Source organism: Clostridioides sp. ES-S-0054-01, from assembly GCA_021561035.1.
Lineage (GTDB): Bacteria > Bacillota > Clostridia > Peptostreptococcales > Peptostreptococcaceae > Clostridioides.
The window spans coordinates 505948-521284 of record CP067346.1 but is presented as its reverse complement, the minus strand read 5'-3'; the positions used below and the strand labels follow the sequence as shown (position 1 = coordinate 521284).

The window sequence follows — 15337 nt, the reverse complement described above, 5'->3', positions numbered from 1 at the left end:
AAAATTATATCCTCACTATCTTCTACTTTTATTTACCTGCATAAAGTAAGTTCTCAAAATCATCACTTGGAATAGGCTTACAATAGTAATAACCTTGAATTACTACACAATCCAAACTCACTAAAAATTCAGCTTGCTCTTTTGTCTCTACACCTTCTGCCACTACATCCATATCTAAATCTTTTGCCATGGCTATAGTGTGCTTTAAAACTATTTTTTCTCTCTCTGTAATTCCTTCTTCATTAAAAAAACCACAATCTATCTTTAATGTATCAATATTAATATTTTTTAACATATTTAATGAAGAATATGCTGAACCAAAGTCATCCATATTTAAAACAATACCATCCATTCTAAGGTCAGCTATTACCTTAGTAAATAACTTTATATCTTTAATAAATAAACTTTCCGTAAGCTCTAATTCTAAAAAGGATTTTGGTATATTATACTTATTTATTAAATTTAAAACAATATCTCTAAAGTGTGGATTATGCAAATGTAATCTTGATACATTTACAGAGATAGGAACTGGTTCCTCACCCAAATCTATCCATTTTCTAATCAAAGAACATACTTGTTCCCATACATACATATCTAATCTGATAATAAACCCATTCTTCTCAAATAGTGAAATAAATTTAATTGGAGGCATTATACCTTTTTCTGGGTGAACCCATCTAACTAGTGCCTCCGCACCAACAATTTTATTTGTATTGAGATTATACTTAGGTTGTAAATATACATGAAATTGCCCATCTTCAAGTGCATATTCCATTTCTCTTTCCATCTGCTTTTCTTCAAGAGCATCATTTCTTATAGTATCATCATAAAACATATAATGGTTGATGCTCTGTTTCTTTACTTTTTTGTGAGCATACCCTGCCATTTCACACGCATTTGTAACTGGAATATGGTTATCTAAAATTTTATAAATCCCAAAACATGGTACTAACATACATTCAAACTTTTTCATATTCAAGGTATTTGTAATCTTATAAATTACTTTATGAACATCTCTATCAGAATAACTTTCATAAAAAATGCAAAATACGTCTGCATACATACGACAACATATACCATTAGAACCAATGTTTTTTTGAATCAATTCTGCAATATATATTAAAGCTCTATCTCCTCCTCTAATGCCATAAATATCATTAATCACCTTGAACTTATCTATATCCATCATTATAATAGTATAGCGTTTGTCAGGATTCCTTTTAAGCAATAAACTTGTTTGTTCGCAAAAACTTTCATAATTGTATAATCCTGTTAATGTATCCTTTTGGTTTTTATGTATTTGCATAAGATAATCTATATTTTTAATAGCAACTAAAATATGTGTCTGTTTATCACCAAACTTATTTTTACTGCTAATTTTTAGTATATAAATTAATGCCCAATAATACTTTTTATCTATTCCCAAACGTCTATACTCAAAAGTTAGTTCTAAATCGTCTTGTTCATTATTAAGACTATCAATAGATTTCAAAAATCTGTTACCATCAAATAATACTATATCATCAGGATGAATTAAATATTTTTTAATATATGAGAAAGTTTTCTCAAGATTCTCCTTTATAGGAAAACTAAAAATATTACTCTCTGATTGATAAATTGGGGTAATTAAATTTGTATCCATACAAATAGACAAAATTACATCATATGTATTATAAGCTAGTTTTTTATAATCATTAGAATATCCTTCTATCATTAAATCGTCAAAATACACCTTATTATCTAAATCTCCATGTTTAAACAAAATATTACTCTTCAAATCAGTTAAATCACTAATTACATCTATTTCATTATTTCTAAGTTTGGTCTTATTATAGTATCTTTTCTTATCTTGGTACATTCTCTCATCTGCAACTTTAATCAATTTCTCTATATCAATATCATCTTCACTCCAAACGCTTCCTACTGCTGCACCATATAACATGTTATCTTTAAATTCTTCACTTAACCAAACTACTAATTCTTCAAATAGTTGTTTTGGGATATCTTCACATAATACAACAAACTCATCTCCTCCAATACGGTAAACATTATGAGAATGAAAGTATTTTTTTATTCTTACACAGGCTGACATAATAGTAGAATCCCCATTAGCATGTCCAAAGTTATCATTAATGTCTTTTAATCCATTTATATCTATAAATACAACTCCTATAGATTTAACTTTGCATTTTTGAAAATTATCTATATACTTAATATATCTATTTCTATTATATGCACCAGTCAATAAGTCATAGTAACTCATATAATTTAATTTATTTTCTACTTTCCTCTTTTCCATCTCAGTTAATAAAAAATAAGATAGGGATGTCAAAAGAGAGGTGTCTCTAACAGCCTTATGTGGATTATCAACTCCAATAAATCCTATTATTTTATCATCTTGTTTTAATGAAGATGCCATTAAACTTTTAATTTTTTGAGGTTTTAAAATTTCATATTCTATTGGGTATATTTCCTTTATATTTTCTATATTGTCAATTATCACAGAACCTTTTTGCTCAAACAATAAAAACCAATTTTTTAATTCTTTAATATCAAGATTTATTAGTGACTGTTTTTGTTCATCAATACCTTCATCACACCATTCATATGTATTAGTTATTTTTTTTCTATCTTCTGATACTTCAAAAACATATGCTCTATCAGCTTTATGAAATTTACCAATATTGCTTAATACAATATTTACAGCATCATAAAAATTAGATTCTGTTATAAGATGTTTAATACATCCAACTAATAACTCCTTTATCTCTAATTTCTCTGCTATTGATTTACTTACATTTTCTTTTTCTGTAATATCAAGAGCTATTTCTAATCGTGCATATTTTCCTTCCCACTTAATTAACTTGTCTTTTAATATAAAATGTCTATTTGTCCGAATATTTGTATTTTCCCATATGTAATATTCATCTTCTTTTAAAATAGAATTCGTACAAAATTCACAAGGAGTATCTTTCCCTTGTAATGCTTCATAGCATTTTCTATGAGAGATATCATCAAGACCCATTATCTTTTTCCCAATTTTATTAATATATAAAAGCTCATACGTATCCAAAGAAGAAACATATACAATTTCATCCAACTCATCTATTAAATTTATTATATCCATTTATATCTCTCCTTTTATCTAGATTGAAATTTTGAAGCTTTTAAAATTTTGATATGTATTTGGCAATGATATTATGTTTTTTTATATCTGAAAATATCATTTTAATAGCTTTATATTTTTTAACAATATTTTTCATCATTATATCAATCATAGGATAGAGTTTTGCAATACTTAATTTAGTATATCTATAATTATGATATTAGATATTTGCAATTCCTAATCATATAAACGACAAATATTCCTATCAATTAAGTATTTCAATTATATAGAAAGATAAGACCTTATTAATTTAAAAATATAAAACTATTATATATTAAAATTTCTTCAATAATAATAAACTATTTAGATTATTTTTTGATATATTAATAATAGCACAAAGACTAACGTAAAAAGATATAAAGGCAATTTTTTATGTCAAAAAAAGTCTAAACCTTGATTATCTGCTATAATAAAATCTCTATTGTTAGTTTTATAAATGTAGATAACTCATTTTCATACTTATTTACTACAAATAAATACAAATCTTCTTTATGGTGTAAAACAACATAAATGATGTAAAACAACATAATATTACCAATAAAACTATTTTCAATACTTTTATCATTTTTAAAATGTAAAATATATATTATCCTATGAAAAATTTATTTTAAAAATAAAAATAGCTATGTAAATTTAAGATGATATTGTCTCAAAATAAACCTTTTAGTTCATGAAGCACTCTTTTTTGTATAAAATCAAATATATTTTCATCATTTCAACAATGAAAAAGAGGCTTATCTCTCTATTTTGAGACAACCTCTTTTATTGTAGAACATACATAGTTATTTCTATTAGGTTTAAAGTACTTATATCTTCTCATATAATAAATAATTTCTATCCGATTACTACTCATCTACCATACGATAACCTACTCCAACCTCAGTCAAAATATATTCTGGCTGAGCAGGATTCTTTTCAATTTTTCTTCTTATACTTGCCATAAAAACTCTAAGCGACTGGTTTTCACTTTCATAGTAATTTCCCCAAACTTTATCTATTATGAATTTATGAGTTAAGACTCTTCCAGAGTATTTAGACATTAACTCAATAATCTTATATTCAATTGGAGTTAAATGTATTTCTTCATCATTAATTGACACAATATGATTTTCATAATCTATCTTTAGATTTTTTACCTCAAAGGACTTTGGAGCATCATTGTTTATATTGTCTTGTTGAACTTTATTTCTAAGTGCTACACGTATCCTAGCTAAAAGCTCTGTTACACTAAAAGGTTTAGTCAAATAATCGTCTGCTCCTCCATCTAAAGCCTCAACCTTATCCCTCTCATGCTCCCTTGCTGAAACAACAATTATTTTATTAGTTTTGGCACACGCTCTAACTCGTCCTATTACCTCAATTCCATCAATATCTGGTAGCCCTAAATCCAAAATTATTAAATCTGGGTCAAGAGAATGTATAAGCGATATAGCCGTTCCTCCATTATCCGTCTCTACACACCTATAATTCTGAGTTTCAAGAGATACTTTTATAAATTTACAAATTGGTTTGTCATCTTCTACAATTAGAACTAATGGCTTTATTTCCACCTGTCTTTCGCCTCCTTCTCATATATAGGTATACTAAATCTAAACGTAGCTCCTCCAGAAGGATTATTAAAGGCGACAATTTCTCCACCATGAGCTTCTACTATAGATTTACATATCTCTAATCCAAGACCAATACCTCTTCTTTCAAGATTTCTATACTTATTCTTAGTATAAAATCTATTAAAAATATTCCCGATATCTCCATTTGGTATTCCTTTTCCATTATCTGCAACTTCAAATAGTACTTGCTTTGATTCTTTTTTTACAGTTAGTTCTATTTTAGAATTCTTAGGTGTATGCCTTATAGCATTATCAATTAAGTTTACTAAAACTTGCTCTATTAATAATACATCCACATGAACTATTATTATCTCATCTGGAATATTGGTTTGTATATCTCTACTATTGGCAAACTTTTTGACTCTTAATATGGATTCAGCTATTATTTCATCAACAACCTCTGGTCGTTTTTCAATATCCAATTTTCCTTCATCTATTCTGGTCATACTAAGTATATTCTCAACAGAATGAGTTAACCAACTCGTATCTTCATATATATTTTTCAATAATTCTACTCTAGTTTCTTTATCTATCACATCATCATTTTCAAGTATGGTTGAAGATGAACCCAATATACTTGTAAGTGGAGTTCTTAAATCATGAGAAATTGACCTAAGTAAGTTTCCTCTTAATCGTTCCCTCTCTGCCTCGAGATTTGCTTTTTTATTCTTTTCAAATAAATTTTCTCTATCAATTGCCAACGCAACCTGTGTTGAAACTGCTTCTAACAGTATCTTTTCATTTTCTGTAATAATATCTATTTTAAAACATGCAATACCTATAACACCAAGAACATTTGATTCTTGACCTTTTATAGGAAAATAATATGCACTGCTATTTTTACAATATTTTGTCCCAATTCCAACTGGATTACCTGTCCTAAAAGCTTCTTTTATAGCTTCCTTTTCTAATACTGAATGGAATATATTCTCGCTTCCATCATTGTTACAAATATAAATACTTGGCTTACCTAGATTATTGTTATCATCTGCAATAGTCACTATAACAGTTCTATTTAATATATTCACTAAATTAGACCCACAGAATTCAATAATTTGATTTTTATTTTTTGCTTTAAGCAACGTTTTGTTATTCTCATAAAGTAATCTTATCATTTTTTCTCTTTTATGAGAAAGTCTTACTTCTCTTTTTATCCTAGAAGTTAAAGTACTTGTTATAATTGCTGCCATCAGCATAATACAAAAAGTTATAGGATAATCTTTTCTATAAGCTAAAAAAGTATATAATGGATGTGTAAAGAAAAAATTAAATGATAGAACTCCTATTACTGAAGAAAGTATTCCAAAAAAATATCCATATGTTATACTTGTAGCAAATAGTACACCTAATATGTATACTAGTATAATATTAGATTCATTAAAACCTACTTTTTCAAAAACTACTGATATTCCAGTAGCAATCATCATAACTAATATAGTTTTTATAAAGTCCTTAATAATTATATTTTTACTGAGATAGCCATCTTCATCATAATCGTACTCTTTTAAGTCTTCATGTTGTAGTCGTTCCTTTTTCATCTACTACAATTCCTCCTTATTATTACTGTTTAAATTGGCTCTATTGTATATAATACAATTTTATCATAATAAATTCAATCAATACATTTAATTAATGTACTTAAATTACTAAAAGGTGCTGTCTCAAAATAAATCTCTATTTCAAAACAGCACCTCTATATATTTAAATTACTAATTTAATTTTTATATACTTAAATCATTAGTTTTATTCAACTTTATAAATTATAATATTTGATTTATGGAATATTCTTATCCAACAAGCATAAATATAAAGTGGGCACATATACCTGCACATAAACCACCTATTGTATGCGAAAGTATCGCTTTACCAGCTAATGGTCTTGCGTCTAAAGCATCCATCATACCTATGTGTGTACTTAAATATCCACTCCAACACATACCCATTGCTGTAAATACTGCTATATCATTAGGAGTTATAGCACCTGATTTTATAAATTCTGGTACTAAAGATATTGCTGCTCCAACAGCTCCTAATGCAGTTACAGGGAATGCTATTGCTTCTGGTGATGTAAATCCAAATAATGGCTCTATTATAAAGCTAATCTTATCACCAATAGCAGGTAATAATTTTATACCTTCATATGCAGCTCCTGTGTAAACAGCTTGACCTGTAGCAGGGTCTGTAGATGGTCCAAAAGTCAATAACATAACTAATGTACAAACTACTAAAACTCCTGGTATTATAGCCATACCCATTTCAACACCTAGCTTACCACCTTCAAGTATAGCATCCAATGTTCTTTGGAACACATTACCATCTCTTATTTCTCTAAATTCTTCAATCTTTGCACTTTTTTCATTTACTTGCTTTTCAGTATCGCTTTTAGGGTCATAATTATAATACTTTTTAGTAAAAGTCAACATAATTCTAACACTAATAATACTACCTATTATTGCCCCAACGTTACCTATTATAGCTGGTAGTACATATTCTTTACCTTGAGCTATCATAAAAGTTGTTACAATAAGTCCCATACCAAAGGCTGTTCCTAAATTACATAAAGCAGGTACTTGATGCTTCTTAAAATATTGTGTAAATGTTTTGTCTTTAGCAAATGGTATAATAGCTGGATTATCAGATAAATATGTTGCAACTACACCTGCTATACTAGCACCAGGTAAGCCCCATATAGGTCTCATAAGACCCTTAAATATCTTATTAACTAAAGATATTACTCCAAACTCTGAAAGCAATGCACTAAGTGCACCTGCAAGAACTGCCATTGCCATTATTAAAAATACTGTGTCTAATAAAAGCGCATGGGCTGTACTCATTATTACTTTAAACATCATTCCTGCACCCATGATGCTTCCTACATATCCAAATCCTATTGCCAATAGTACAATAAATACGAAGGTTTCCATACTTACTGCCTTGACTCTTCTCTTATCCGACAGCTTTTCCATCTTGAAATCTTCCCCCTTTTAATTTTAAATTAAGGTTCTTAATATTGGTACAAATTTTTTAATACAAACTGTGTTCTAAAACTTACACCCGTAATGCAAGTTGTCAGTTTTTTGAAATAAAAAAAAATCACGTTTATAGAATAAGAATATCTTATTTGGATACTCTTATTCTATTTTATGTTATTATATTATCACCCTTTTGTTTAAAAGTCAATTTTTTCTATTTTTGTTGTTTAATTTTATTTATACTATTTTTATATTTTTCATTTTCTTTTATTTTTGTAATCACTCCGTACAAGTTGACTTTTCTAAATACAGTAGTTATAAATACTAATCCCAATGCAATTGAGCTTGCACATGATAATGTACTCACACCATATTCTACAGCTTTAATATAATTATTAGTTAAGACAGAATACATAGTATTATATATTCCATAACCAGGTACTAACATTATTAAACAACAAACACTCAATGTAGTCGCTGGAGTCATATAAATTCTAGCACATAACTCACAATATATTGCAAAACAAACTGTAGCTATAAAAAAACATAGGTTTTCTGTTACCCCCATATTTAAACAAAATTTATAAGAAAACCAAGCTATACTTCCACCTATTCCTGCCAGTATTAAATTCTTTCCTTTCATATTAAATAAAACTCCAAAGCTTAAGGCTGTAAAAAAAGCTGCTATTACTTCTATAAACAAATGCACTTATATCCCCCCTAACTTGAAGTACAATCCAAGTACCAAGAACATTCCTACTGCTATAGATACACCTATAAAAAATACTTCTGCTAATTTTGCAAGACCAGAAATCAACTGTCCATCTAGCAAATCTCTTAATGCGTTAGTCAAAGCGAGCCCAGGGACTAAGAGCATTATTGCTCCTGCTATTAGGTGGTCTAGCGTCTTTATGAATCCGAGCTTCAAAATTACAATCGAACAAGAAGCTATAAGAACTGCTCCGATTGCATTTACAAAGAAGTCATTGAGTGAGGATTTACTTAAGTACATAATAACAAACTTAGTCAGAATCCCCACAGTAAATGCAGCTATAAATTCTTCCACATTTCCTCCAAATAATATCGAAAAAGTTGCTGCTGCAATACCTGCAAAAAATATTGTCATTAAATCCGAGTAATAGTTATCTTCACTTATTTCATCTAAGATTTTCTCACATAATTCAATATCTAAATTATTTATACTTATTGCTCTTGATAGTGAGTTAACTTCATGAACCAAGTTTAAGTCTACTCTTCTTGAGCTTATTCTTTTAATTGCTGAATATAATTTCCCATCTACAAACACAGATGCCATTACAGCCGTCGGAGTCGCAAATACGTCTACATGTTCTATTCCAAAAGATTGACATATTCTAGTTATCGTTTCTTCAACTCTATAAGTTTCTCCTCCACTTTGCAACATAGCTTTACCTGCATTTGAGGAAAAGTTTAAAATTCTATCTATATCCACAAAACATATCTCCCATTCTTTTATATTGTTATTCCTATTTTATTACAAGTCTTTTATAATGTTATTCATATTTTATTACAAGATGTTGTTTATTTAAACTATTTTAAATAATTCACTATCCAATATTTACATTTTATGAAAAAACTTATTTTTTATGCTTGTCAAAATTGGATTTTAAGCTTGTTTACACCATAAAATGGCTGAATTAATATTTGACAAACACTTTCAACCATTTATATAACCTTTTAAATTGTATAACTTTTTATTCAAATAAAGTTATATCTTTTTTAATTTTTTATCTTGGCTCTTTAAGTTTTACAATAACTTAATATTATATATCTACAGTATAAAACGTAATTTTTATGATGCAAAACATAATTCGTAAGTGTATATATGTATTAAATGTATATATGTAAATTATTCTTAAACTGTATCAGTTTTTTCATATCTCTTCATATATATCGACCATACATCAATTATATCGACCATACATCAATAAATGGTATTACATATAATAAATGATACTACATATATTGAAATATATTGAAAAACTTATATTTCCTTATGTAACAACATAATATTCTACTTAAATCTATAAAAATCTATATCTAATATAATGCAACTCTTATTTTAGCACCATCTATTACACAAAACAACATATTAAAAAGTAAAATGCAAAATATCCACTATAAACCTTATTTTAATACTAAATATATATTATAATATATTTAATATAACTTAAATATAGTTTAAATATAAAGAAAGGAGACAGTATATGCTAAGAAAAGATAAAGTTCTATTATCACTACATAAATTATGTGAAAATATAACTTTAAAAGACCTTCAGTCAGAGAAAACTGGATTTACTACAATAGAAATTGCTAACCATTCATCTCTTGATAGAAGTAATACCAGTAAAGAATTAAATAGCCTATATAATGAAAAAAAAGTTATAAAAATACATGGCAAACCAATTTTATTTCTACATGCTGGTATTATAGAAAATTTAATTGGTCGTATTTTAAACAGTGATGAATTTTCTATAAGTAATTGTAATGAACTACTTAAATCAAGCAAAAATGACTCAGAAGATATTTTTTCAACATTACTTGGACATGATTCTAGCCTTAAGCTACCTATAGAAAAAGCTAAATCTGCTATACTCTATCCTCCAAAAGGTCTTAATACATTACTCATAGGACCTACTGGTGTTGGAAAAAGCACATTTGCCGAAACAATGTATAAATATGCTGTAGAAAGTAGAGTCTTTTCTTCTGAAAGCAAATTCGTAGTATTTAACTGTGCTGAATATGCAGAGAATGCTAACTTACTATTAAGCAATTTATTTGGATACGTTAAAGGTTCTTTTACTGGTGCTAATAAGGATAAATTCGGGATAGTTGCACAGGCTGATGGAGGTATATTATTCTTAGATGAAATACACAGATTACCACCAGAAGGTCAAGAGATGCTTTTTCTTTTGATGGACAAGGGCATATACAGACGATTAGGAGAATCCGACATAGTACACAAAGCTACTGTTTTTATTGTGTGTGCCACAACAGAAGATATACATTCTTCCCTACTTGGGACTTTTTTAAGAAGAATCCCTGTTACAATTAACCTACCTGCTTTACAGGATAGGTCCTTAAAAGAAAGATTATCTCTTATTAAATACTTCTTTATTATAGAGTCAAAATACACCAATGCAACTATAAGAGTTCACAAAGATGTAATTAAATCACTACTCCTTTATGATTGTTTTGGTAATATAGGTCAGCTTAAATCTGACATACAACTTATGAGTGCAAGAGCCTTTTTAAATTACAAAACTGGGCTTAAGGATAATATAGAAATAGATTTGTCTCTTGTCCCTGATTACATCTATACTGGTCTTTTAAAATTAAATGAAAATCGTAGTAATCTAAATAAATTATCAGAACTTGATTATATGCTTTTTTATGAATTTAATGGTAACAACTTAGAGGTTGAGTATACAAAAGAACTATCTAAATACAATATAGATACACAAGACAATGGATTCAAGTACTCTACAGAGATTCCTTATCTGGAAAATGATATAAGGAGTATGTTTATAAATTACATGGAAAAGTACTCTACAAAATTACTTTCGATATCTTCAGTAACCCATTCTGATTATACAAGTAATGAAATTTTTAAAGTAATCAACCCAAAGATATACTATGCTGTTGAACATTCTTTAAAAGAGGCTGAAAAAATATCGAGAAACAAATATACAAAACAAACTTATATTGCTCTTTCAATGCATATAAGTGCACTTATAGAAAATATAAATCAAGACACATACAATCCTAAGTACAATTTATATAATGATAAAATTTTCTTAGATAAAGATTTAAATATAGCTAAAATAGTTTTAAGTATAATTGAAAATGACTTACAAACATCTTTACCTAAGGATGAGGTAAAATTTATATCTATGTTCCTAAATAGCACGTATCTTGAACCAGATAATCAATCTGAAAGTATAGGGGTCATAATACTTGCTCATGGAAATTCAACAGCAAGCAGTATGTGTGATGTAGCAAATTCATTACTTGGTACGAACCACTGTAATGCAATTGACATGCCTCTTGATGTAAAGGTAAGTACTATACTTGATAAAGCTATAGAATTGGTAAAAGAATGTGACGAAGGTAAGGGTGTACTTCTTTTAACAGATATGGGCTCTCTTATAGCTTTTGGAGAACTTATTTCAGAAAAAACAAAAATTAAAACTCGTTCGATTGAAATGGTGTCTACTCCAATAGTTTTAGAGGCAGTAAGAAAAAGCACACTACCAGAAATGACTTTGGATGAATTAGCTAACTCCTTAAGCTCTTTAAATCCATACATTGGACGAGCAGCAATTGATTCAACAGAAATAAACTATCCTGAGAAGTCAAGAGAGTATGTCATAATAACGACTTGTATAACAGGTTATGGTTCAGCTATGAAGATAGCAGACTTTATAAATTCTTCACTTAAAAGTATTAATAAATACAATATTAATTTAGTTCCTCATAATATAGAGAGTTATAAAATGTATAGAAATAAATTTAGTAATACTAAAATACTGGCAGTTGTTGGCAGTGTTGATTTTAATGTAGCTAATACCCCATTTATACACATAGAAGAACTGCTAAATGGATATGGTCTAGATATGCTAAACAAAATAATAGAAGGTACATTCAATGCCAATAGTATTGCCAATATAAAAGAGAGAAATCTATCATACAACAGCTTAATAATAAACTTTATGACTCAAAACTTAGAACTTTTGGACTCCGTTAAATTATTCAACTATGTCAATTCATCCTTATTTTCAATAATAGAATTAATAGATGAAGACTTGAAAAGCAAATTTAAGCTAGGATATATACTACATTGCTCTTTTATGATAGAACGATGTTTTAAAAATACAACTTTTCCATATAATAACATTACTGAGTTAATTAGTAAAAATTATGAACTGTATAGTTTAATACGGGAAGCCTTTAAGCCAACAGAAGCTTATTTTAATATTTTGATACCAGATGAAGAAATTGCTTATATAATAGATATGATTAATGAGTATCTAAATAAATAAAATTTACAGCACCTATTTTGTGCATGTCGATTAATATATGAAATGGAGGATGAGATTTTGAAAGGAAAAATAAAACAGTTAATAATACTTGCATTGATTTTTATATTTATAACTCCTGGATTTGCATTTGCAGATACTCCACCAGTCCCAAACGCTTCAAGAGCAGCACTGCTTATAGACCAGGAAACTAAAAGAATATTATTTGAAAAAAACAGTGATGAAAAAATGCCTTTAGCAAGTTTAAGTAAAATGATGACCTTCTTACTTGCAATAGAAGCAGTTGATAAGAATCAAGTAAAAGAGACTGATATGGTGAAAATAGACAAGTCTACAGCTTCAGTAGGAGGTTCTACTTGTAAACTTAAAGATGGTGATGAAATATCTCTAGGAGAACTTATGCAAGGTCTTATGCTAGTATCTGGAAATGATGCTGCTATAGCTATAGCTAAACATATTGGTAAAACTGAAAAGAATTTTGTAAATATGATGAATAATAAAGCTGAAGAAATAGGAATGATTGATACGTATTATTTTAATCCAAATGGGCTTCCTATATATACTGACCCAGAGCATAAAGAGCCTCCTATTGAGAATATATCAACAGCGCATGATATAGTCGCACTTGGAAAGTATATGTATGACCATTATGAAAATCAAGTTACTAGAATAACTACTATGCAAGTATACAATGACACAAAAAAAGATTTTACACATTATAACACAAATCCCCTACTTGTTTCAGTACCTGGTGTTGACGGAATAAAGACAGGCTATACAGATAATGCTGGATATTGTCTTGCATTTTCTATGATTGTACCTAAAGATGCTAAAAACGAAAGAAATCATAGATTGATAGGTGTTGTACTTGGTGATGGCAATAAGAAAAATAGAATTTCTTCTTCTTCTAGTTTATTGAAGTATGGTAAAGATAATTTCCATTCTAAAAAGATAGCCCATAAAGGGGACATTATAGAAACTCCTTGTGTTGATGGTATTGATGATTTTAAAATAACGGTTAAGGTTGATAAAGATTTGTATGGTGTTGTTTCAGATAACGAGAATATTAATCCTAAGGTAGTGTTTAAAAATATGAATTATCCTATTCATAAGGGAGATATTGTTGGTGTTGCAAAGTATTATAATGATTCTGGTAAGTTTGTTGGAAGTGTTGATGTGAGAAGTGAGAGTAATATAGGATGTATTCCTTTGAAAGATAAGATTAAGATTAAGGTTGCTAAGATAAATAGAAAGCTTGAAGTTAAAAATTCTGTTTGTTTTAAGGCTTAATATCGAAAAATTAGATGAGATTAATGGAAACCCTGCTTTATAGTGGGGTTTTTTGTTTTATACAAAAAATTAAAATAGTGGCAACAATTGAGGATGTGAGGGAGAGTTGCCACTATTTTGTATAGGGTATTATTATATTATGTTTTTAAGCTAGTTTTACTATCTTTTATGTTTATATAATAACTCTTGGATGTGAATTTAATTGATAATTCATATGAAAATTATGTGAAGTTTTGGTTAATTTGAAAATATATATAGATTTATGTTTATTTATAATAACTCTTGTACAGCTTTTAACATATTTTTAATTCTAAATAAATTGTTATTAATAATTTTTTTCATCTATTTTACCATCTTTTATAGTTATAATTCTATCAGCTGTCTTTGCAATATTATCATTATGAGTTATCATAACTAGCGTTTGTCTGTACTCTTTAACACACCATTCAAGCATATTCATAACTTCATTTGTAGTCTTACTATCTAAGTTACCAGTAGGTTCATCTGCAAATATTACTGATGGTCTATTGGCTAAAGCTCTAGCTATTGCAACTCTTTGTTGTTGACCTCCTGATAGTTCATTAGGATATTTCTTTATTTGTTTTTCAATCCCCAACTTATTAATTAATTCCATAACATATTCTTTGTCTTCTTTCTTCCCATCAAGCAACACAGGAAGTACTATATTATCATATACATCTATAACTGGTATTAAATTGTAGCTTTGAAATATGAATCCAAATTCCTGTCTTCTTATTTCAGACAGCTTATTATCATTTAATGTATATAAATCTACATCATCTAAGTATACATTCCCTAAAGTTGGCTTGTCTAATCCTGCAACACAGTGAAGTAGTGTACTTTTACCAGAACCACTTGCACCTACAATAGCTGTAAATTTATGTGGCTCTATATCTAAATCAATACCATCAAGAGCTCTAACTTCATTCTCATATTTTCCATATATTTTTTTTAAATCTTTTACCTTAAGTATTTTCATAATGTATCTCCATTTCCATTCAAAAATATATATTTTTAAATTAAAATTTTTGTAGATAAATTCTACTACCATATCTAAATCCTCTAATTGATATAACTATACTTATTTGTAGTTAATACCAATATTAAACACTTTATTTAAAATAATAAAAAAATTATATGCATTATTATTTCAAATACATTCAAAATCGTTAAATAAAGAAGATTCCCTTCCAGTATATT

Annotated in this window: 9 protein-coding genes; 2 read left to right on the top strand and 7 right to left on the bottom strand. The window is 28.1% G+C overall.

The features are described from left to right. Nucleotides 1-28 precede the first annotated feature (28 nt). The 6 genes from JJC02_02735 to JJC02_02710 form a co-directional block, all read right to left on the bottom strand. Nucleotides 29-3127 (bottom strand): bifunctional diguanylate cyclase/phosphodiesterase, encoded by a 3099-nt coding sequence (locus JJC02_02735; protein ID UDN55125.1) that lies wholly within the window; start codon nt 3125-3127, stop codon nt 29-31. 884 nt (nt 3128-4011) lie between these two features. Further along, nucleotides 4012-4716 (bottom strand): response regulator transcription factor, encoded by a 705-nt coding sequence (locus tag JJC02_02730; protein ID UDN55124.1) that lies wholly within the window; start codon nt 4714-4716, stop codon nt 4012-4014. After that, entirely contained in the window at nt 4707-6314 is a 1608-nt protein-coding gene (locus tag JJC02_02725) for a DUF4118 domain-containing protein (GenBank protein ID UDN55123.1), read from the bottom strand. Before JJC02_02725 ends, JJC02_02730 begins: the two co-directional genes overlap by 10 nt. A gap of 249 nt (nt 6315-6563) precedes the next feature. After that, nucleotides 6564-7742 carry a hypothetical protein gene (locus JJC02_02720; protein ID UDN55122.1) on the bottom strand — a complete coding sequence of 393 codons (1179 nt, stop codon included), beginning with the start codon at nt 7740-7742 and terminating at the stop codon, nt 6564-6566. Nucleotides 7743-7962: 220 nt separating this feature from the next. Then, nucleotides 7963-8457, bottom strand: coding sequence for a threonine/serine exporter family protein (locus JJC02_02715; protein ID UDN55121.1), 495 nt, complete (start codon nt 8455-8457; stop codon nt 7963-7965). Continuing rightward, entirely contained in the window at nt 8458-9219 is a 762-nt protein-coding gene (locus JJC02_02710; protein ID UDN55120.1) for a threonine/serine exporter family protein, read from the bottom strand. It lies immediately after the preceding gene. 775 nt (nt 9220-9994) lie between these two features. On the opposite strand from JJC02_02710, the gene JJC02_02705 reads away from it, so the two are divergent. Together JJC02_02705 and JJC02_02700 are read left to right on the top strand one after the other, a co-directional pair. Continuing rightward, the gene (locus JJC02_02705; protein UDN55119.1) at nt 9995-12829 is read left to right on the top strand and encodes a sigma 54-interacting transcriptional regulator; all 2835 of its coding nucleotides are present in this window, start codon (nt 9995-9997) and stop codon (nt 12827-12829) included. A gap of 42 nt (nt 12830-12871) precedes the next feature. Continuing rightward, a complete protein-coding gene (locus JJC02_02700; GenBank protein UDN55118.1) occupies nt 12872-14116 on the top strand; it encodes a D-alanyl-D-alanine carboxypeptidase in 1245 nt (414 codons plus the stop codon). A 325-nt stretch (nt 14117-14441) separates the two neighbouring features. Here the strand turns inward: JJC02_02700 and JJC02_02695 are convergent, their stop codons facing one another. Next, complete coding sequence (locus tag JJC02_02695; GenBank protein ID UDN55117.1) at nt 14442-15116, bottom strand: ABC transporter ATP-binding protein; 675 nt, start codon at nt 15114-15116, stop codon at nt 14442-14444. Between the last annotated feature and the right edge of the window lie 221 nt (nt 15117-15337).